This window comes from Streptomyces sp. NPDC002276 (genome assembly GCF_053891435.1).
Genome location: NZ_JBSFCQ010000014.1, coordinates 35047 through 55193, shown reverse-complemented (window position 1 = coordinate 55193; position 20147 = coordinate 35047). Strand labels below are relative to the sequence as shown.

The following is a 20147-nucleotide window of genomic DNA, read 5'->3' as shown; positions in this document are numbered from 1 at the left end:
GTTGTTGATTATTCAACTATACCCCCCAACGGCCACCCCCTCACACATATTCCGCGCACTGTCAGTGGGCGGTTCTACGATCCGTACATGGCCGCCGCACGCCGTGACACCCGAGGAATCGTCGACCCCGCCGAACTCCTCACGCGCGTCCGCTTCCGCCGCCCCGAACCGGCCCCGCCCCTCCGCCCCTACGTCGAGCACTACTGGCTGATCGACTGGGACCTCATCGAGCCCTACGTCTCCCACGTCGTCCCGCACCCGGCCGTGCACATCGTCTTCCAGCGACTGGCCGGCGAGGACGCCTTCGTCGAGATCGCGGGCATCCCCCACGGCCTCTTCGCCCAGAAACTGGAGGGACGGGGACGGGTCTGCGGCATCAAGTTCCGCCCCGGCGCCTTCCGGGCCGTCGCCGTCGCCCCCGACCGCCCGGTGTCGGAGTGGACGGGCGCGCGGGTACGGCAGCCCGAGGTGTTCCCGGAAACGGACCCCGCCACCGTCCTCGACCTCGCCGACGACACCGCCCGCGTCGCCGCGCTCGACACCTTCCTGCTGGCCCTCGACCCACGCCCGGACCCGCAGGCCGAACTGGCCACCACCCTCGTCGACCGCATCCGCACCGACCGCACGATCCGCCGCGTCACCGACTTCGCCCGCGCCGAGGGCCTGTCCGTGCGACTGCTCCAGCGCCTCTTCGCCGCCTACGTCGGCGTCGGCCCCAAGTGGGTCATCCTGCGCTACCGCATCCACGAGGCCCTGGAGCGCGCGGGCGCCGACGAGCCCGTGGACTGGGCGGGCCTCGCCGCCGACCTGGGCTACGCCGACCAGGCCCACCTGGTCCGCGACTTCACGACGACGGTCGGCGTGTCTCCGACGGCGTACGCACAGGGCGCGCAGGGCGTGCAGGGCGTGCGCTGACCTCGTCTCCCCCTTTATCCGGTTGACCGGCGCGGGCCGCCTCTCGGATATTTATCTGCGTGACACAGATACTGCGCAACACAACTGATGCCCAACACCTCCCCGCCCGCACCCGCTGGGCGATCCTCGCCGTGGTCCTCGCCGCCGACGTCCTGGACCTCCTCGACTCGACGATCACCAACATCGCCGCCCCGACCATCACCCGGGACCTGGGCGGCGGCCCCGGCCTCGTCCAGTGGCTCGGCGCCTCCTACGCCCTCGCTCTCGGTGTGCTCCTCGTCCCCGGCGGACGGCTCGGCGACCGGTACGGCCGGCGGCGGCTCTTCCTCGTCGGGCTCGCCGGGTTCGTCGCCGCCTCCCTGGCCTGCGGGCTCGCCCCCGGTCCCGCCTGTCTCGTGGTCGCCCGGCTGATCCAGGGCGCCTTCGGGGCGCTGGTGATCCCGCAGGGCTTCGGCATCCTCGGCGCGAGCTGGCCCCGGGACCAGATCGGCGAGGCGTTCAGCCTGTTCGGGCCGGTGATGGGGCTGTCGGCGGTGGGCGGGCCCGTCCTCGCCGGGTTTCTCGTGGACGCCGACATCGGCGGCCTCGGCTGGCGGTCCATGTTCCTCATCAACCTCCTCCTCGGCGGCGCCGCCCTGCTCGCCGCCCTACGACTCCTCCCCCGCGACTCCGGCGAGGGCACCGCCCCCGTCGACGGCCCGGGCTCGGCACTGATCGCCGGTGCGATGCTCGGTCTGCTCGGCGGGCTCATCGACGGCTCGCAGCACGGCTGGACGGGACGCGCCCCCGCCCTCCTGCTGCTCGGCCTCGCCCTGTTCGCCGGGTTCTGCCACCGCCAGCGCACCGCACCCCAACCGCTCATCAGGCCCTCGCTCCTCCACAACCGGGGCTTCACCACCGGCCTGCTCCTCGGTGTCGTCGTCTTCGCCGCGGTCGCCGGACTCCTCTACGTCATCTCCCTCTACCTCCAACAGGGCCTCGGCCGCTCCCCCGCGGGCACCGCGCTCGGCCTGATCCCCCTCTCCGCCGGAATCGTCGTCGCGTCGATCGCCTGCTACCGGCTCGTCCACCGCTTCGGCCGCCGGCTCGCCGCCACGGGACTCCTGATCATCCTGGCGGGCTGCGGCTGCCTCGCCGCACTGGTCGCCAACTACGGGACGGGGTTGGGTGGTTGGGCTCTCGTGCCGCCTCTCCTTCTTGTCGGGCTCGGTATGGGCACCTGCTTCGGCACGGTCTACGACGTCACCATCGGCGACATCGAACCGGCCGAGGCGGGCAGCGCGAGCGGTTCCCTCAACGCGGTGCAGCAGCTGGCCAACGCGATCGGGGCGGCGGCGGTGACGACCGTGTATTTCAAGGCGGTCGGCGGCGGTGCCACGCATGCCCTGCTCGTGAGCCTCGCCGTGGTCGGCGCGGCCGTCGCCCTGTGCCTGTGTCTCGTACGGCTGCTGCCCCGCACCGCGCCGGAGGACCATGGTCACTGACCGCCGACGGGCGCACCCGCACGCTGGTAGCTTTCGCAGCGGCCGGACAGCAGCGGAAAGCGATCCGGACGGGAGGGAGAAGAGAGCCGCGGTGAAACGAACTCAGGCCCTGGTCCGCTGGTCCACCGCGGACAACAACCCCGTCCAGATCTTCGGCACCGCGGCCGCCGTCACCGTCGGCGCGGTCACCGTGCGCCCGACCGGGACGTCCGGTACCGGGCTCGCCGTGCTGTGTCTGCTCGTCCTGGTGTCGCTGCTGCTGTGCACCCGGCTCATCCCCGAGGGCCGGTTCTCACCGGGCGTACAGCTCGCGGTGCTGTGCGCCTGGTCGGCGGGGGCCGCCGCGCTGATGGGCCTGGACCGCTCGGGGGCCTCGGCGCTGTTCGCGTACTTCGCCACCGGCCACGCCGGATACCGCCTCGACAGCCGCCGCTCACTGCCCTTCGCGGCGGCCACCAGCGCCCTGTGCGCCGGTGTACTGCTGCTGCCGTGGGGCGCCCACGGCACCTCGTGGATCGTGGGCGCCTTCACCGGTGTCAGCGTGCTGGTCGGTATCTCCAACCGCGCCCACACCGACGCGTTGCGCTCCGCGCGGGCCGCCGCCGAGCAGGCCGAGCTGGCCGCGCGGGCCGAGGCACGGGCGGAGGCGCTCGCCGAGCGGGCCCGGATCGCCCGGGACGTGCACGACGTACTGGCCCACTCGCTGGCCGGGGTGAACATGCAACTGGAGGTCACCGACGCCCTGTTGGAGTCCGGTGACATCGACCGGGCCCGGCAGGCGGCCCAGCGGGCGCAGAGCCTGGTCCGCTCGGGGCTGACCGAGGTGCAGCGCACGGTCGGGGACCTGCGCGAGGACGCGCTGCCGCTGGTGGAGACCCTGCGCTCGCTGCTCGCGTCCGCCTCCGACGCCGGTACGCTGACCGTCGACGGGACGCGGCGTGAACTGCCCGTCCGCCTCGCCCAGGTGATCGTGCGCTGCGCCCAGGAGGCGCTGACCAACGCGCACAAGTACGCGCCCGGCGCCCCGGTCCGTATGCGCCTGGAGTATCCGGAGCGGCCGGAACAGTCGGCACAGCCGGTACAGCGGCCCGAGGGGATCGTCTTCGAAGTGGTGAACTCCGCGCCGCCGGAGGGCTCGCGGCCGTTGGCCGGGGCGGGGAGCGGGATGGGTCTTGTCGGGATGCGTGAGCGGCTCGACCTGGTGGGCGGCACGGTGACGGCCGGGCCGATCGTGGACGGCGACGACAGTGGAGGCTGGCGAGTGCGCGTGGTGATCCCGGGATGAGCGACGAGCGGCAGGGGCAGATGCAGGGACCGGGACCGGGCGAACGGCAGCCCACGGTAAGGGTAGTTGTGGCCGACGATCAGACCGCCGTGCGCGAGGCGCTGGCGACCGTGCTGGATCTTCAGTCCGGTGTGGAGGTCGTGGCGACCGCCAGGGACGGCGGGGAGGCCGTGCGGGCGGCCGAGGAGCACGCGCCCGATGTGATCCTGATGGATCTCAACATGCCCCGGATGGACGGGGTGGAGGCCACCCGGCTGATCGGCGAGCGCTTCCCCGGGGTCGCCGTGGTGGTGCTCACCACCTTCGCCGACGAGGAGTACATCCTCGCCGCGCTCGGTGCCGGTGCCCGCGGTTACCTGACCAAGGAGTCCGGCCGGGAGGACATCACCCGCGCGGTGCGGGCCGCGGCGGCCGGGCAGTCCGTGCTCGACCCCGCCGTACGGGACCGGCTCGTCGCCGCCGCCGCGCGGGGCGGTGCCCCCGTCGAGCGGCCGGGCAGCGGACTCGCCCCGGACCTCACCCCCCGGGAGGTGGAGGTGCTCACGCTGATCGGTGAGGGGCTCACCAACCGGGGCATCGCCGAGCGGCTGGTGGTGAGCGAGGCCACGGTGAAGACCCATATCAACAACCTCTTCTCCAAGGCTCATCTGCGGGACCGGGCGCATGCCGTGAAGTACGCGTTCATCCACGGACTGGTCAAGACACCCGGGTGAGGGCCGGCCCCTGGGCCCTGGCCGGTGCCAGGAGGCGTACGCGGGCCAGGAGCAGGAACACCCGGGTGAGGACCATGGCCAGCGCCATGATGACGAAGAACGGTGCGATGGCGTCCTGGACTATGTGGTGCTCCGCCATGAACGTGCCGAGGTGGTCGCGGAACCAGGTGTTGTGCTCGGCGAGGTAGATGAAGGCTATGCGCAGGCCGACCACCGCCGTCCAGATCGCCACGAAACCCGCGCCGCAGCGGGTGTGGACCTTGCCCGAGGCCGGGTCGCGCTCCACACCGGTGGTGAACGTGGCGACGACACCGCAGGCGAGCCCGATCGCGGCACCCACCAGATAGACCACGATGTCGACGGTCTGGGTGGGCGTCCCCTTCAGATAGAAGTAGCCGACCGCGGACACCGTGCCGATCGGCATCAGCACCTTGTGCAGGTCGTACTTCCGGCGCCCGTACTGCGTCAGCATCATCACCGCGAAGATGCCCCCGCTGATCGTCAGCGCCTGCTCCATGTCCGTCATGACGTCCCACTCCTCGGTCTCCGGCGGTCGCCCCGCCACGCGTTTTCTGAGATCGACTCTCCCGCCGAAACCGGAAAAGCTCCCGGACCCACGGGTGGAAATCCGGGTGGAGACGCAGGGTGGAGCCTTCCCCTAGGGGCAACTCGGGGGCCGGGTGCCAGGGAACGAGGAGACGAACACCGGACGCCGGACACCGCACGGAAACCATCGGGACCGAATCCCGGACCGGGCACCGCACGGAGACCATGGGGACCGAATCCCGAACCGGATCCCGGACCGAATCCCGAACCAGACCCCGAACCAGATCCCGGACCGAATCCCGGACCGAATCCCCTACGGCACCAGCACCAGCCGCCCCCGCACCCCGCCCTCCGCGAGTCGCGCGTGCGCCCCGGACGCGTCCGCGAGGGGGTACGTGTCCGCCACCCGCAGCGTCAGTACGCCCTTCTCCACCAGGGCGACCAGCTCGGCGAGCCGGGCGCCGTCCGCGCTCACCTCCACCGCCCCGGTCCGCACCCCGCGCTCCGGGACCGGCGCGGCCTGCGGAATCACCCCGGTGAACACGCCCCCGTCCCGCACCCACGCCAGCGCCCGTTCCCCGAGGACCGCCGCGTCCAGCACCGCGTCGACGCTCCCCGGCGGCACGCCCTCGCTCGTGAACTCGGCGGCGCCCAGGGCCCGTACGAACTCCTCGTCACCGGCGCGGGCGAGCCCGGTCACCAACACCCCGCGCTGCGCCGCGAGTTGGACGGCGAAGCCGCCGACGGCCCCCGCCGCACCGGTCACCAACAGCGTCTGACCCGGCGTCAACTCCAGTAGATCCAGGGCCTGTACGGCGGTCAGGGCGTTCAGCGGGAGGGTGGCGGCGTGCACCGCGTCCACGCCCTCCGGCGCCTTCGCCACCGCGTCCGCGTCGACGACGACGTACTCGGCGTGCGTGCCCAGCGGCTTGACCATGCCGTAGTGCAGGGCGACCACCTCGTCGCCGGGCTGCCACGCGGTGGCGACGCCGGTCGCGTCCACCGTCCCGGCTACGTCCCAGCCGAATCCGAGCCGCTTGCCCGCGCCCCCGAACGCGCCCGCGCGCACTCCGGCGTCCACCGGGTTGAGCGCGGCCGCCGCGACCTTGATCCGCACCTGCCGGGCGCCCGGCTCGGGAATTTCCGTCTCCACGACCCGAACCGCGTCGGGCCCGCCGAACGTCGTCACCACTACAGCACGCATGCCGGACAGCTCCTCGTATGGGGTGTTCGCTTCGGTATCTCCTCAGCTGTCGACAACCCTAGGAAGAGCTACTATCCAACGGGAAGTAGTTACCTGTAGGTGCGTACCTACCCCGCAAGTGAGCGCGACCAGGCGGAAACGAACGGAGGCCACGGCCCATGGCGACCATGACAGCGGCCCAGCGGCGCGAACAGGCACGTGTCGAGTACGACGCGTTCATCCGCAGCTGCCCCACCAACCAACTGCTGGACCGCATCAGCGACAAGTGGGTCAGCCTGGTCGTCGCCGCCCTGGCCTCGGGCCCGATGCGCTACAGCGACCTCGCCCGCAAGATCGCCGGCGTCAGCCCCAAGATGCTGACGCAGACGCTCCGTTCACTGGAACGCGACGGCATCCTCTCCCGCACGGTCACCCCGTCCGTCCCGGTCCGCGTCGACTACGAACTCACCCCGCTCGGCACCAGCCTGAGCATGCTCCTGCTCGCCGTGAAGGACTGGGCGGAGACCCACATCGAGGAGGTCCACGAGGCGCGGGGGCGCTACGACGGGGACGAGTGACGACGCGGCCGCCTGGGCTCTCCCGACCGGGCAGGCCCTAGACCTCGCCCGCCCGCAACCGGGCGATCTGCTTGCCGCTGAACTCCACCGTCCGCCTCATGTGCCCGACGATCACGGCGAGTTCGGCGTCGGCGAGGTCGTCGAAGAGCGTGAACCAGCCGCCGCCCAGCCGGTTCCACATCCGGCCGAACTCGGTGATCTTCTCCGGGACGGTGGCCACCAGCACCCGCCGCCGGTCCTCCGCGTCCCGCTCCCGGACGACGTACCCCGCCCGCTCCAGCCGGTCCACGAGCCGCGTCGCCGACCCGGTCGTCAGCCCGGTCAGCTCGGCGATCCGGCCCGTCGTCACCGGCCCCGCCTCCAGCGTGAGCAGGTTCAGACATTGCAGATCGGTGGGGTGCAGCCCGAGGCGGTCGGCGACGGCCTGGTTGAACAGGGCGTACGACGCCATGTACCGGCGCGAGACGGTGGACAACTCGTCCAGCAGCCGCGCCCGCGCGTTCCCGGACATGTCGTACCCCTCGTCGCCTGTGCCGTGCGGAGATCGAGATCGTACGACGAGGTCGGCCGCGTGGCTCAGGGGTACTACGGGCGTGGCTCAGAAGTAGTAGGTGTCACCGGTGTCCAGGACGAGCACCCGCTGCTGGTCGTTGGCCCGGTTCCCGTCCACCGCGCCGCCGCCCCACACCGTGTCCAGCTCCAGCAGCACCTCGGAGGACGCGTCCCGCAGCACTGCCCGCAGCTCGATCCGCTCGCCCACCTCGTCCGCCGCGAGCGCCCCCGTCCGGCACACCACCGCCCGCTCCCCCGACCGCGCGCACCCCTCCGGCAACGTCTGCCGGTTCGCGAGCGGCTTCGACCAGCGCAGCCGTACGGTCGCGTCGGGGACGGCGGACGGGCCGTGGTTGCGCGGGGTGAACCGCACGTCGACCTGGCCGCCGGTCATCGCGACGGAGCCGTGGTAGGAGAGGTCCGCCTCCGGAGCCGACGAGCCGGGAAGCCCGGGCGCCGCGCCCATCACCGCGAACGCGGCACCCACTACGGCGCCGACCCGTAGTACCCGTAGTACCCGTAGTACCCGTACGACTGCTCGCATGCCATCCACTCCTCTGTACGCCCGAGCACCACCGCTGGGGTCGTACGGATGTATCCCACGCGGAGCCCGCGACAGGCGCCGTCCATCAGGTGACACCCGTGTGATCGGGCGGCACCCGTGTGATGGGGTGGCCGTCATGCTCGTACTGCGCTCCGCGGCCCTCTTCGTCCTCGCCGCCGTCTTCGAGATCGGCGGCGCCTGGCTGGTCTGGCAGGGGGTGCGCGAACACCGCGGCTGGCTCTGGATCGGCGGCGGGGTCATGGCCCTCGGCGTCTACGGCTTCGTCGCCACCTTCCAGCCCGACGCCCACTTCGGCCGCATCCTCGCGGCGTACGGCGGGATCTTCGTCGCCGGTTCGCTGGCCTGGGGCGCGGTCGCGGACGGCTACCGGCCCGACCGCTGGGACATCACCGGCGCCCTGATCTGCCTGGCCGGGATGGCCGTGATCATGTGGGCACCGCGCGGAAACTGAGCCGCCGCCGGGCCCGCCTATCCTGGACGGAGCCTTACGCACGGAGTTGTACGCACCGAGTCGTACGCACCGAGTCGTACGCACGAACCAGTTGATCCCTCCCGAGGAGCAGTCCATGGCCACCGCCGCACCGTCCGCCGCCTCCCGTATCGCGGTCGTCACCGGGGCGAGCGGCGGCATCGGCGCCGCCACGGCCCGCAGGCTCGCCGCGGCCGGTTACCGCGTCGTCCTCACCGCCCGCCGCAAGGACCGCATCGAGGCGCTGGCCGAGGAGATCAACAAGGCGGGCCACAAGGCGACGGCGTACGAACTCGACGTCACCGACCGGGCCGCGGTCGACGAGTTCGCGACCGCCTTCAAGACGATCGGCGTGCTGATCAACAACGCGGGCGGCGCGCTCGGCGCCGACCCGGTCGCGACCGGCGACCCCGCCGACTGGCGCACGATGTACGAGACGAACGTCCTCGGCACGCTGAACGTCACCCAGGCCCTGCTCCCCGCCCTCACCGCGAGCGGCGACGGCACGGTCGTGGTCGTCTCCTCCACGGCGGGCCACGGCACGTACGAGGGCGGCGCGGGCTACGTCGCCGCCAAGCACGGCGCCCACGTCCTCGCCGAGACGCTGCGCCTGGAGATCGTCGGCACCCCGGTCCGGGTCATCGAGGTCGCGCCCGGCATGGTCAAGACGGACGAGTTCGCGCTGACCCGGTTCGGCGGGGACGCGGAGAAGGCGGCGAAGGTCTACGCGGGCGTCGCCGAACCGCTCACGGCGGACGACGTGGCCGACACGATCTCCTGGGCGGTCACCCGCCCCAGCCACGTCAACATCGACCTGCTCGTCGTCCGCCCGCGCGCCCAGGCCTCGAACACCAAGGTCCACCGGGAGCTGTGATGCCGGACGCGGAGGGCGACCCGGACAACTCCCAAGAGGCCCTGGACAAGCGCCGGTTGGCCGAGGAGACCAGGAACGAGCGCAAGGTCTGGTACTTCCTCGCCTACTTCCTCTTCGGCATCCACATCGTCGCGTTCGTGATGATCTACGCGGTGAAGCACGCACCGAACAAGTGAGGAATCGCGGAGGCGGCCGAGCGGCACACCCCCTCGTCTTCCACTGCGCGTCCGGCAAGGACCGCACCGGCCTGCTCGCCGCACTGGTCCTCGGCCTGCTCGGCGTCCCCGAGGAGACGATCGTCGAGGACTTCACCCTCACCGAACTCGCCACCCCCGCACTCCTGTTGGCCTGGCGGGCCCGCAACGGCGGCCGTAGCCCGGCCTGGCCGTCCTGGGGCCACGCCCCGGCAGCGGTCATGCGCCTGTTCCTCGCCGGACTGGCCAGCCGCTACGGCTCGGTCGAGGGCTATGTGACCAAGGCCCTGCCCTTGGACGTCACCGCCCTCTCAACCACCCTGCGCGACAAGCTGCTTGAGGAACAGCCCACCGCCTGGCCGGAGTTGACGTACCGCAAGGCCGTCGAGGCGGATGCCGTCACGCTCGTCCGCCTCCGGGACAGCGCGGCCCTGTGGCAACTCGCCCGGGGCATCGACCAGTGGAAGCCGGGCGAGAAGGACGAGGCCCACTTCCTGCGGCGCGTGCGCGAGGACGAGGGCGAGGGCGAGGTGTGGCTGGCGTACGCCGACGGGACCCTGGCCGGTGCCTGCGAACTCTGGTGGAACGACCCCGCAGCCTGGGGCCCGCGCCCGCCCGACGCGGGCTACGTCCACCGCCTGATGACGACCCCGCACACGGCACCGCCCGGCACGGGACGCCGACTGCTCGCGCGGGCGGAGTCCCGTATCACCGCGACGGGCCGCCCGTACGCCCGCCTCGACTGTCTCGCCGCCAACACCCGCCTGCGCGCCTACTACGAGTCGGCGGGCTACGCCGTCGTAGGCGAACAGCGGGCGAAGGACGGCGGGTTGGGGAGCCCGTACGCGGTGACGCTGATGGAGAAGCGGCTCGGCGGCTGAACCAGATCAACTGCCCTGGCCGGGGGGCTATTTGCGCTGGCGGAAGATCCACTCCCGGACGCCTTCGATGGTGTACGCGATCGGCCAGGTGGAGTTGTGCTCGACGCCGTGCGCGTTGGCCAGGCCTCCGGCCAGGGTCGAACCCTTCCTGAACGTCGCGTAGTTGACCGTGGTGCCCCTGGCCGCCATGGCCGTGACGTCCGCGGCGAACTCCGCCGCCGTGGACTGCCCGTCCCAGACCGCGCGGCTCACCTTCGTCCCGGCCTTCTCGACGGCGGCCATGATGGCGTTCTCCCCGGGATAGGCCTTCGTGTCGCCCTGCGAGACGGTGACCCAGAGGTTCTTCTTCGCCAGCGGCGCGGCCTGGGCGGCGGGCCACTGCCCGGCGACGACCCACGAAGCGGCGAAGAGATCGGGGTACTTGATGTTCAGGCCGAGGGTCATCATCGCCCCCATGGACTGGCCGGTGGAGTACAGCCGTCCGGTGTCGATGCTGTACTTGCCGGTCAACTCCCGGACCAGGTCGGCGGTGGTGTCGAAGAGCGACGTCGGCTTGTAGTCGTCGCCCACGACCACCTCCGGGTACTGCGGCGCCAGCACGAACGCCGGCCGCTCCGCCTGCTCCTCGGGAGCGGCCCAGCACACCGCGCCGAGCCCCTGCACCAGCGTCGCCCGCACGGTCGTGCTGATCAGGCTCGCGTCATGCATGAAGAGGACCAGCGGATAGGACTTGGTCCGGTCGTAGCCCTTCGGGACGTAGAGGTTGTACGGCAGCGACCTGCCGGTCCTCGGGTCCTTGTACGTGAACTGCTGGAAGTCGTCGACGATCAGGTTCACGGTGTGTCCGGTGGCGACCTTGGTGCCGGCCGCGGCGGCGTAGCGGGTGCCTCCGGTGGTCGTGACGGTGCCGGACTGGACGACCGTGCCCTTCGCCGCCTTGATGGTGGCCGGGCCGCCGGTCGAGCCGACTTGGGGGCCGGGGATGACGTAGGGGCTTCCGGAGGCGGACGCCGACGGCTGAGTGGTCCCCGCCGGGTTCCCGCCCCCGCCCACGCCTCCCCACAACAACGCGCCGTCGTCGTCCGGGGACAGCTCCACGACGACGTACGGCCCGTCCTCGCCCTCGTCGGCGAGGGCCGCGCCGGTGTTGGCGTAGACCTTGGTGACGGTCCGCCCCTCGACGGTGAACGACGTCTTCGTGAGCGCGGACGTGTCGATCGCGGTGTCGTACTCGACAGCAACGGCGACGAACTTCTGCCCGTCGCCGTAGACCTGGGTGATGGCGGTGGCGCTCTTCACCTGCCCGCCACCACTGCTACTGCTACTGCCGCTGTCGCTGTCGCCGTCACTGTCACTGTCACTGTCGGAATCGCAGGCCGCGAGGCCCGACACGGCGACCACCGCTGTTGTCCCCACCCCCACAACCCGCGCTAAGAATGCACGCCTTGTCGTCATTTTCCCCACCTCAGTTCAGGGACTTGATAATGCGCCCGATACGAGTGGCGGCCTTCTCCGCGGTGCCCTGGATGTAGAAGCCGTCGACCGCTTCGTAGGTGACGTGGTCGAAATTCCATTTGTCGGGCATGTTCTTGGCGCCGCCCTCGAACATCGACATGACGAAAGTGCTGGAGAACGACGAATTCTCGCGGATCGCGTTCGCGGTGGTCGTGGACAACTCCGGTTCCACACCGGCGAAGACGCCCTTGCCGACCTGGAAGACCCAGATCGGTACCTGGGCGGAGCCGGTGGGGGTGAAGGTGACGGTCTTGGTCGGCGCGCCGGCCTGCGGTCCCGTGACCTGGGTGGTGGTGATGTCGTCGGTGACCAGCCGCACCGCGACCTTCTTGCCACTCTCGTACTTGGTGATCCCCTGGGCGACCCGCACGATCTCGTTGCCGAGCCGCTCGCCCTGCGCGGTGAGCAGCGCGAAGCCGGCGTCGTGCAGATCGACGCCGTAGGTCCAGCCCTTGTCCTTGTCGATCGTGTACCGCTTCGAACGGTAGGCCGGGAACTGGTCGCCGCACGCGCCGACCAGCCAGAAGCCGACGGCGCCGGGGTACTGGGTCTCGACGTGCGCGGCGGCCGCGCCCGCGAGGTCGGCGGTGATCGGCAGGGTGCCGTCGGCCATGACGGAGTCCTGCATCACGCAGGACTGGACGTTGTAGTTGGTCAGGACGGCGATCGGGTTGCCGTCGAGATCGTTGAAGCGGGCGACGTACACGCCCTTGTCGGAGGGGAGTTGCTCGTTGACGCCGAGCCAGTAGCCGTCGGCGGTGGAGACGTTGCGGTTGACGTTGACGTCGGAACGGCCGGTGCCGTAGCCGACCTCGGCGTCCTGAAGGTTCTTGACGGCGTCCGCGACGGCGGACTTGGTCGCGGCGACGATGTTCTGCACGTAGGCGGCGGCACCGGCCGAGGACGAACTCGCCTGCACGTGCGGCGCGGAGAAGCAGTGCGTGACGGTGACCATGATGTTCGCGGCGGTGACACCGCTGGCCGCGGTGATGGCGGTCCGCATCAGCGCGATCGCCTCCGCGCTGATCGAGGTCAGGTCCAGCACGGCCAGGGCGATCCGGCGGGAGCCGGACTCCACCAGCAGGACACGGACGTTGAGGTCGTCGTGCACGGCGGTGAAGTTGTCCAGCGGCAGGAGCGAGGCCGCAGGGGTGAACGCGGCCTTTCCGGCGCCGACCTTGAGCCCGGCCGCCGCCTTCGTGCCGGTAGCTGCCTGGGCCGAGGTGGCCCCGCCGACCACGGTCCCCGCGAGTGCGGTCACCGCACCGGCGGCCACGACGGCGCGCCGACTCAACTCGCTCCGATTCTGATTCTGGTACCGCTCAGACATGTGCTGTCCTCCGAGACGCTGCGGGTGGGTTTGGCGAAACACCCAGGCAGCATCACAGCGAAATTCGAGGCCAGCAATAAGGAACGTGCGCAACCAATGCTTTCACAAACGGCACACCAATTGAAATGCGCCAACCGCTGGAATTCACAGAAATAGGGCTCGAATTCACAGCGATCTCAGAAGGATTTCAGAGCGGCCGGCGCATTGACACTGACTTCTCAACCCTTCACGCACACAACCTGCTTCAGCTTGGCCACGACCTCCACGAGGTCCCGCTGCTGATCGATGACCTGCTCGATCGGCTTGTACGCACCCGGGATCTCGTCCACGACACCGGAGTCCTTGCGGCACTCCACACCCCGCGTCTGCTCCTCCAGGTCCTTGGTCGAGAAGCGGCGCTTGGCCGCGTTGCGGCTCATGCGCCGACCGGCGCCGTGCGAGGCCGAGTTGAAGGACTTCTCGTTGCCGAGGCCCTTCACGATGTACGAACCCGTGCCCATCGAGCCCGGGATGATCCCGTACTCGCCGGAGCCGGCGCGGATCGCTCCCTTGCGGGTGACGAGCAGGTCCATGCCCTCGTACCGCTCCTCGCTCACGTAGTTGTGGTGGCACGAGATCTCCGGCTCGAAGGTCGGCTTCGCCTTCTTGAACTCCTTGCGGATCACGTCCTTCAGGAGCGCCATCATGATCGTGCGGTTGTACTTCGCGTACTCCTGCGCCCAGAAGAGGTCGTTGCGGTACGCCGCCATCTGCGGGGTGTCCGCGATGAATACGGCGAGGTCGCGGTCGACCAGGCCCTGGTTGTGCGGGAGCTTCTGGGCCGTGCCGATGTGGTGCTCGGCCAGTTCCTTGCCGATGTTGCGGGATCCGGAGTGGAGCATGAGCCACACCGAACTGTCGCCGTCGATGCAAATTTCCGTGAAGTGGTTTCCGGATCCGAGCGTTCCCATCTGCTTTTGTGCGCGCTCGTGACGGAATTTGACCGATTCGGCGACCCCTTCGAACCGCCCCCAGAACTCGTCCCACCCCGCAGTCGCGAACCCGTGCATCCGCCCAGGCTCGACCGGACTGTCATGCATCCCCCGCCCCACCGGAATCGCCTGCTCGATCTTCGAGCGCAGGCGGGACAGGTCGCCGGGGAGGTCGTTGGCCGTGAGGGAGGTCTTGACCGCGGACATTCCGCAGCCGATGTCGACGCCCACCGCCGCCGGGCAGACCGCGCCCCGCATCGCGATGACCGAGCCGACCGTCGCGCCCTTGCCGTAGTGGACGTCGGGCATGACGGCGAGGCCCTTGATCCAGGGGAGGGTGGCCACGTTGCGGAGCTGCTGGAGCGCGCCCTCCTCGACCGACGCCGGGTCGGTCCACATGCGGATGGGGACCTTCGCCCCCGGTATCTCTACGTATGACATTTCGTCCTCATTCCCCCGGAAAACAACAGAAGTCTAAAATCGCAAAACCGGCGCCAAGGTCAACGAAAGGGACAGCGGACCGGCGTTCACGGCTGTGCGTGCGATACACATTGTCTCCAGGGGGTCCCCCGGTGCGGCAAGCGATTAACCAGCGGGGACACTGGCAGGACCCTTGATCATCGTCCAGGACCCTTGATCGTCGTCGAGAGGAACCCGACCGTGCAGCGGAAGGCATACGTACCCGGCGCCGCCGCGCTCCTCGTGGCGCTGCTGGCCGGCTGTACGAGCGGTTCGGGCGATGGTGGTACCACGGACGACGCGAACCCGGGCGAGGCCGGTACGGCGACCGCGGTGGCCCAGCCGGGCAAGTACCGCACGCTTCCGGAGCCCTGCGGTGCCGTCGGCCAGGGCACGCTGGACTCCCTGCTCCCCGGCATCAAGCTGATCACGGACGCGGACCAGCGCGCGGCCGCCTACGCGGGCGAGGCGACCCTGACGTTCGACACGGACCGCAAGGTGGGCTGCCGTTGGAAGGTGGAGTCCACGGACGCGACCGACCATCTGCTGGTCGATTTCGAGCGGGTGGTGTCGTACGACAACGCGGTGAGCGACGACAGCGAGGCGAAGACGATCTTCGCGACGAAGGAGTTGGCGGCGGATCTCCCGGAACCGGCCGCCAGCGCGAGCACGAGCACCGGCACCAACACCGCGTCGGACTCGGCGACCCCTTCGACCTCCGGCTCCGCGACTCCCTCGGCCACCCCCACCTCTTCTTCTTCCTCGTCGTCCTCCGCGTCCTCCTCCGCCTCCACCACCCCGACCGCCCTCCAGCCCCGCACGCTCTCCGATCTCGGTGACGAGGCGTTCGTCGACGACGCGTTGAGCAGCTCCGGTTCGACGGCCAAGCAGCGGACGGTGACTGTGGTGTTTCGCACGTCCAACGTCATTGTGACCATCGAGTACGAGGAGCAGCCGGCGACGGTCGGGGTGGTCCCGGACAGCCAGAAGATGCAGGACAGGGCGCGGAAACTGGCCTCGCAACTGGCCGACTCGCTCAACGGTTAGGGGCTCGGACGGCCGCTTCCGAGCCCCCGTTCAAAGCCCGTGAACGGAGACCGCACAGCTGACTCACCGCGTACCGTGGCCCCTCGGACCCGATCCGACGGCAGGAACCACGAGCGTCATGAGTGAAGGAACCATGCATCAACCAGCACAGCGCGACCGGCGGGACCACCAGCGAGCGAAGCGTCTTCACCGCGTCCTTGTCTGCGCGGCGGCGGTCCCGGTGATGCTGATCGCGGCCGGCTGCTCCTCGGACTCCGGTTCGGGGGACAGCGCGGGCAAGGACACGAGCGGTCCCGGCGCGACGACCTCCGCCGACGCGACGGCCGCTCCGACGGTGCAGGCGGCGGCGTACAAGAAGTTGCCGGAGCCGTGTGCGGTGCTGTCGAAGAAGACGTTGACCGATCTGGTCCCGGAGGGGGCCAAATCGGGCAAGGAGGGTACGTCGAGCGACACGGCGGCGCGGAGCAGTTGCTCCTGGACGAGCCTGGACAACAACGGGGTCAAGGGTTCGCAGTTCCGCTGGCTGAACGTGTCGTTGCTGCGGTTCGACTCCTCGCAGACGCAGGGCGAGGGCGACCAGCTGGCGGCGTCGTACTTCACGAAGCAGGTGCAGGAGGCGCAGTCGGTCACCGGCGCGAAGAACGTCAAGTTGGAGCCGGTCGCGGGAGCGGGCGCGCAGGCGACGGCGGTGCGCTACGACCTGAAGAAGAAGGAAGGCGCCTTCAGGCAGCAGACGGTGGTGGCGCGGGTCGAGAACGTGGTCGTCACGATCGACTACAACGGCGCCGGTCTGGCGGGCGACAAGACGCCGGACGCCGCCGCGTTGACGAAGGCGGCGGAGAAGGCCGTGAAGGAGGTCGTGGCGGCGGTCACGTCGGCCAACGGCAGCGGGAGCGGTGACAGCGGCGCCGCACCCTCCGCGTCCGCGTCGAAGGCCCCTTCCAAGTCGGCGTCTCCCTCCGCGTCGCCCTCCAAGACGGCGTCCAAGGCCTCTCCCTCACCCTCCGCGAGCAAGAAGAGCTGACCGTCACATCCACACCGTTCTTGACCCTCAACTCGCAGGTCAGCCAAGCCTTTTGACGGAGTCCGGCCCCTCCCGGGTGCCGGACTCCTGTCGGACCGGCACCCGGGACGCCGCACACATGTGCCACCCTGTTCCGCGCAACACCATGCAAGGGGAGGGGAGTACGGGTGTCCGCGCCCATTCAGCTCACACGTATGCACCGGGTGCTCATCGGCGTGGTCGTCTCCGGTGCGATGGTCATCGCCGGTATCGGCTTCGCCGGTTCGTACGCCGCCGTACGCGAACTCGCCCTGAAGAAGGGCTTCGGCAACTTCGCGTATGTCTTCCCGGTCGGTATCGACGCGGGTATCTGCGTCCTGCTCGCCCTGGACCTGCTCCTGACCTGGATCAGGATTCCCTTCCCGTTGCTGCGCCAGACGGCGTGGCTGCTGACGGTCGCGACGATCGCGTTCAACGGCGCGGCGGCCTGGCCCGACCCGCTCGGTGTCGGTATGCACGCGGTGATCCCGATCCTGTTCGTGGTCTCCGTGGAGGCGGCCCGGCACGCGATCGGCCGGATCGCCGACATCACGGCCGACAAGCACATGGAGGGCGTCCGCCTCACCCGCTGGCTGCTCTCGCCCATCCCGACGTTCCTTCTGTGGCGCCGGATGAAGCTGTGGGAGCTGCGCTCCTACGAGCAGGTCATCAAGCTGGAGCAGGACCGCCTCGTCTATCAGGCGCGGCTGCACTCCCGCTTCGGCCGCGCGTGGCGCCGCAAGGCCCCGGTGGAGTCCATCATGCCGCTGCGCCTGGCCCGCTACGGCGTCCCGCTCGCGCAGACGGCCCCCTCGGGTCTGGCGGCGGCGGGCATCGAGCCCGTACTGCTGCCCCCCGCCCCGCAGTTGGAGCCGGCGCGGGAGCCGGAGCCGACGCCTGCGGCCGTGCAGAACCCGGCACCGGTCCAGCAGCTCCCGGCCCCCGCGGCGAACGAGCAGCCCCAGCAGCCGCAACAACAGCAACAGCAACAGCAACAGCCGGAGTACGTCGAGCCGCAGAGCCAGTGGCTCCAGGCGCGCGATCCCCAGGCGGTGGCGTACCAGGGCGGCTACGACCCGACGTACGAACCGGAGCCTGTGTACTCCGGGTGGTACGAGGAAGAGCCGCAGGCCGAGCAGTTCCAGCAGTACGAGGAAGAACAGCAGCAGTTCGCGCAGCAACGGCGGTTCGAGCAGCGGCAGTTCCAGGAGCAGCAGCAGTTCCCGCAACAGCAGCAGCGGTACGAGGAGCAGCAGCCGGAGCCCGAGCCCTCGCCGGAGGACACCGGTACGTTCCCGATCCCGGCCGGTCCTGGCCGTACCCGAGAGATGGGTGCGGGCGGCGGTACGGAGCTGTCCGAGGAGGACTACTACCTGGTCTTCAAGAAGTCGATAGACGGCAGCTATCCGACCTCGGGCCAGTTCCGGGGTGACGTGGAGGCCACGTACGGCGTCACGCTCCCGCAGCGCGAGGCGGACCGGATGGTCAACCGTTTCACGAACCGTCACACGGCGGAGCTCCAGGAGGACCACATCGCCTGAGCGGCGAAACGAACGAAGGGCCCTCGCAAGAGGGCCCTTCGTCGTAGAACGGCCGCTTACTCGCCGAGCAGGCTCCGCACCCGTTCCTGTCCCACCGCGAGGAGCAGCGTGGGCAGGCGCGGGCCGGTGTCGCGGCTGACGAGCAGGTGGTAGAGGAGGGCGAAGAAGGTCCGCTGGGCGGTCTTGATCTCCGGCGGGAGTTCCTTCGCGGTCGCGTCGGCGGAGAAGCCGGCCTGGACCTTCGGGACGCCGTAGACGAGGTGGCTCAGGCCGTCCAGGGACCAGTGGTCGGCGAGTCCGTCGGTGAGCAGTCGCAGGGACTGGCGGGCGGGCTCGTCGAGGGACTTGAGGAGGTCGATGTCGGGTTCGTCGCGCACGATGGTCCGCTGGTCGGCGGGTACGTGCGTGTTGATCCACGCCTCGGCCTTGTCCAGCCGGGGGCGGACCTCGTCGAGGGTGGACAGGGGGTTGGCGGGGTCGAGTTCGCCGAGGATGCGCAGCGTCTGGTCCTCGGCCCCGGCGGTGATGTCGGCGACGGACGCGAGGGTCCGGTACGGCAACGGGCGGGGTGTGCGGGGCAGTTCACCGGCGGCGGTGCGCACGGCACGCGCGTGCGCGGCGAGGTCGGCGGGCAGCGCGGAGCCGTCCTCGACCTTCCCGTCGAGCTTGTCCCACTCGTCGTAGAGGCGCTGGATCTCCTGGTCGAAGGCGATCTTGAAGGACTGGTTGGGGCGGCGGCGGGCGTAGAGCCAGCGCAGGAGCTGCGGTTCCATGATCTGGAGCGCGTCGGCCGGGGTGGGGACCCCGCCCTTGCTGCTGGACATCTTGGCCATGCCGCTGATGCCGACGAAGGCGTACATGGGCCCGATGGGCCGCTCGCCGCCGAAGATCCCGACGATCTGGCCACCGACCTGGAAGGAGGACCCGGGGGACGAGTGATCGACACCGGAGGGCTCGAAGATCACGCCCTCATAGGCCCAGCGCATCGGCCAGTCGACCTTCCAGACCAGCTTGCCGCGGTTGAACTCGCTCAGCAGGACGGTCTCGGTGAAACCGTCCTCGGTGCAGACGTATGTCAGCTCGGTGGTGTCGTCGTCGTAGGCCGTGACCGTGGTGAGGTCCTTGCCGCAGGCGCCGCAGAAGGGCTTGTACGGGAAGTATCCGGCGGACCCGGAGCTGCCGTCGTCCTCTTCGGCGGCCCCCGAGCCCTCCTCGGCCTCCAGCTCGGCGGCGTCGACGGCCTTCTGCTGCTGCTTCTTGGGCGGGGCCTTCTTGGTGCGGTACTGCTCAAGGATGGCGTCGATGTCGCCGCGGTGCTTCATGGCGTGCAGGATCTGCTCGCGGTACACGCCGGAGGTGTACTGGGCGGTCTGGCTGATCCCGTCGAACTCGACGCCCAGTTCGGCGAGCGAGGCGATCATGGCGGCCTTGAAGTGCTCGGCCCAGTTCGGGTACGCCGATCCGGCCGGGGCGGGCACGGAGGTCAACGGCTTGCCGATGTGCTCGGCCCAACTGCCGTCGGTCCCCTCGACCCCGTTCGGCACCTTGCGGTACCGGTCGTAGTCGTCCCAGGAGATGAGGTGCCGCACTTCGTGCCCCCGCCGACGAATCTCGTCGGCGACGAGGTGCGGAGTCATCACCTCACGCAGATTGCCGAGGTGGATGGGCCCCGACGGGGACAGCCCGGACGCGACGACGACCGGTTTGCCCGGGGCCCGACGCTCCGACTCCTCGATGACCTCATCCGCGAAACGGGAGACCCAGTCGGTGGTCTCGGTGCTCTGAGCCACGATCGGCACGTCCTCTTTTTCTGACAGTTCTGCACGGGCAGCCGGTACGGTCGCACGACTGACCCTGCCATTGTCCCAGGCGACCCGACATCCACGAAAACGGCTTTTCCAAGACCGTGACTCTGAAGCGCGGGGCTGGCCCGGGGGGTGGCGGTTTTTTGACCGCGGCCCGGTGGGGGCTGGCCGCGCAGTTCCCCGCGCCCCTGAGAGGCG

20 protein-coding genes are annotated in these 20147 nt (G+C 70.0%); 12 read left to right on the top strand and 8 right to left on the bottom strand.

The window, feature by feature from the left end:
• Positions 1–87 precede the first annotated feature (87 nt).
• From ACWIHT_RS31165 to ACWIHT_RS31150, 4 genes are all read left to right on the top strand, one after another.
• Positions 88–915: an AraC family transcriptional regulator gene (locus tag ACWIHT_RS31165; RefSeq protein WP_456171612.1), complete on the top strand. Its 828-nt coding sequence runs from the start codon at positions 88–90 to the stop codon at positions 913–915.
• 59 nt (positions 916–974) lie between these two features.
• Complete coding sequence (locus ACWIHT_RS31160; protein WP_456171611.1) at positions 975–2399, top strand: MFS transporter; 1425 nt, start codon at positions 975–977, stop codon at positions 2397–2399.
• A 91-nt stretch (positions 2400–2490) separates the two neighbouring features.
• Complete coding sequence (locus tag ACWIHT_RS31155) at positions 2491–3684, top strand: sensor histidine kinase (protein ID WP_456171610.1); 1194 nt, start codon at positions 2491–2493, stop codon at positions 3682–3684.
• On the top strand, positions 3681–4397 hold the full coding sequence (locus ACWIHT_RS31150; RefSeq protein ID WP_456171609.1) for a response regulator transcription factor: 717 nt from the start codon (positions 3681–3683) through the stop codon (positions 4395–4397). The genes ACWIHT_RS31155 and ACWIHT_RS31150 overlap by 4 nt, the downstream gene beginning before the upstream one ends.
• Here ACWIHT_RS31150 and ACWIHT_RS31145 read toward each other — a convergent pair.
• Entirely contained in the window at positions 4381–4923 is a 543-nt protein-coding gene (locus tag ACWIHT_RS31145) for a hypothetical protein (protein ID WP_456171608.1), read from the bottom strand. The genes ACWIHT_RS31150 and ACWIHT_RS31145 overlap by 17 nt on opposite strands.
• 333 nt (positions 4924–5256) lie before the next feature.
• Complete coding sequence (locus ACWIHT_RS31140; RefSeq protein ID WP_456171607.1) at positions 5257–6147, bottom strand: NADP-dependent oxidoreductase; 891 nt, start codon at positions 6145–6147, stop codon at positions 5257–5259.
• Between the two features lie 158 nt (positions 6148–6305).
• Between ACWIHT_RS31140 and ACWIHT_RS31135 the strand changes: the two genes are divergently transcribed.
• Positions 6306–6704: a winged helix-turn-helix transcriptional regulator gene (locus ACWIHT_RS31135; RefSeq protein ID WP_456171606.1), complete on the top strand. Its 399-nt coding sequence runs from the start codon at positions 6306–6308 to the stop codon at positions 6702–6704.
• 37 nt (positions 6705–6741) lie between these two features.
• Here ACWIHT_RS31135 and ACWIHT_RS31130 read toward each other — a convergent pair whose 3' ends face one another.
• Positions 6742–7215, bottom strand: a complete 474-nt coding sequence (locus ACWIHT_RS31130) for a MarR family winged helix-turn-helix transcriptional regulator (RefSeq protein ID WP_200713903.1) — start codon at positions 7213–7215, stop codon at positions 6742–6744.
• A gap of 87 nt (positions 7216–7302) precedes the next feature.
• Positions 7303–7800 carry a hypothetical protein gene (locus tag ACWIHT_RS31125; RefSeq protein ID WP_456171605.1) on the bottom strand — a complete coding sequence of 166 codons (498 nt, stop codon included), beginning with the start codon at positions 7798–7800 and terminating at the stop codon, positions 7303–7305.
• A gap of 136 nt (positions 7801–7936) precedes the next feature.
• Here ACWIHT_RS31125 and ACWIHT_RS31120 point away from each other — a divergent pair, with 136 nt between their 5' ends.
• The 4 genes from ACWIHT_RS31120 (at position 7937) to ACWIHT_RS31105 (ending at position 10239) form a co-directional block, all read left to right on the top strand.
• Positions 7937–8272: a YnfA family protein gene (locus ACWIHT_RS31120; RefSeq protein ID WP_019075857.1), complete on the top strand. Its 336-nt coding sequence runs from the start codon at positions 7937–7939 to the stop codon at positions 8270–8272.
• 115 nt (positions 8273–8387) lie between these two features.
• Positions 8388–9164, top strand: a complete 777-nt coding sequence (locus ACWIHT_RS31115) for an SDR family NAD(P)-dependent oxidoreductase (protein WP_201049937.1) — start codon at positions 8388–8390, stop codon at positions 9162–9164.
• Positions 9164–9340 (top strand): hypothetical protein, encoded by a 177-nt coding sequence (locus ACWIHT_RS31110; RefSeq protein WP_456171604.1) that lies wholly within the window; start codon positions 9164–9166, stop codon positions 9338–9340. The genes ACWIHT_RS31115 and ACWIHT_RS31110 overlap by 1 nt, the downstream gene beginning before the upstream one ends.
• The gene (locus tag ACWIHT_RS31105; protein ID WP_456171603.1) at positions 9337–10239 is read left to right on the top strand and encodes a GNAT family N-acetyltransferase; all 903 of its coding nucleotides are present in this window, start codon (positions 9337–9339) and stop codon (positions 10237–10239) included. The genes ACWIHT_RS31110 and ACWIHT_RS31105 overlap by 4 nt, the downstream gene beginning before the upstream one ends.
• Before the next feature lie 27 nt (positions 10240–10266).
• Here the strand turns inward: ACWIHT_RS31105 and ACWIHT_RS31100 are convergent, their stop codons facing one another.
• The 3 genes from ACWIHT_RS31100 to ACWIHT_RS31090 all read right to left on the bottom strand — a co-directional run bounded on the left by ACWIHT_RS31100 (position 10267) and on the right by ACWIHT_RS31090 (position 14496).
• Positions 10267–11655 (bottom strand): hypothetical protein, encoded by a 1389-nt coding sequence (locus ACWIHT_RS31100; RefSeq protein ID WP_456171602.1) that lies wholly within the window; start codon positions 11653–11655, stop codon positions 10267–10269.
• Positions 11656–11704: 49 nt separating this feature from the next.
• Positions 11705–13084 carry a hypothetical protein gene (locus tag ACWIHT_RS31095; RefSeq protein ID WP_456171601.1) on the bottom strand — a complete coding sequence of 460 codons (1380 nt, stop codon included), beginning with the start codon at positions 13082–13084 and terminating at the stop codon, positions 11705–11707.
• Positions 13085–13302: 218 nt separating this feature from the next.
• Entirely contained in the window at positions 13303–14496 is a 1194-nt protein-coding gene (locus tag ACWIHT_RS31090; protein WP_456171600.1) for an RtcB family protein, read from the bottom strand.
• 219 nt (positions 14497–14715) lie between these two features.
• On the opposite strand from ACWIHT_RS31090, the gene ACWIHT_RS31085 reads away from it, so the two are divergent.
• From ACWIHT_RS31085 to ACWIHT_RS31075, 3 genes are all read left to right on the top strand, one after another.
• Positions 14716–15561 carry a DUF3558 domain-containing protein gene (locus ACWIHT_RS31085; RefSeq protein ID WP_456171599.1) on the top strand — a complete coding sequence of 282 codons (846 nt, stop codon included), beginning with the start codon at positions 14716–14718 and terminating at the stop codon, positions 15559–15561.
• 133 nt (positions 15562–15694) lie between these two features.
• Positions 15695–16585 (top strand): DUF3558 domain-containing protein, encoded by an 891-nt coding sequence (locus tag ACWIHT_RS31080; protein ID WP_456171598.1) that lies wholly within the window; start codon positions 15695–15697, stop codon positions 16583–16585.
• A 194-nt stretch (positions 16586–16779) separates the two neighbouring features.
• Positions 16780–18144, top strand: coding sequence for a DUF2637 domain-containing protein (locus tag ACWIHT_RS31075; RefSeq protein ID WP_456171804.1), 1365 nt, complete (start codon positions 16780–16782; stop codon positions 18142–18144).
• Between the two features lie 56 nt (positions 18145–18200).
• Here the strand turns inward: ACWIHT_RS31075 and lysS are convergent, their stop codons facing one another.
• Complete coding sequence (gene lysS / locus ACWIHT_RS31070; protein ID WP_456171597.1) at positions 18201–19943, bottom strand: lysine--tRNA ligase; 1743 nt, start codon at positions 19941–19943, stop codon at positions 18201–18203.
• Positions 19944–20147: the final 204 nt, after the last annotated feature.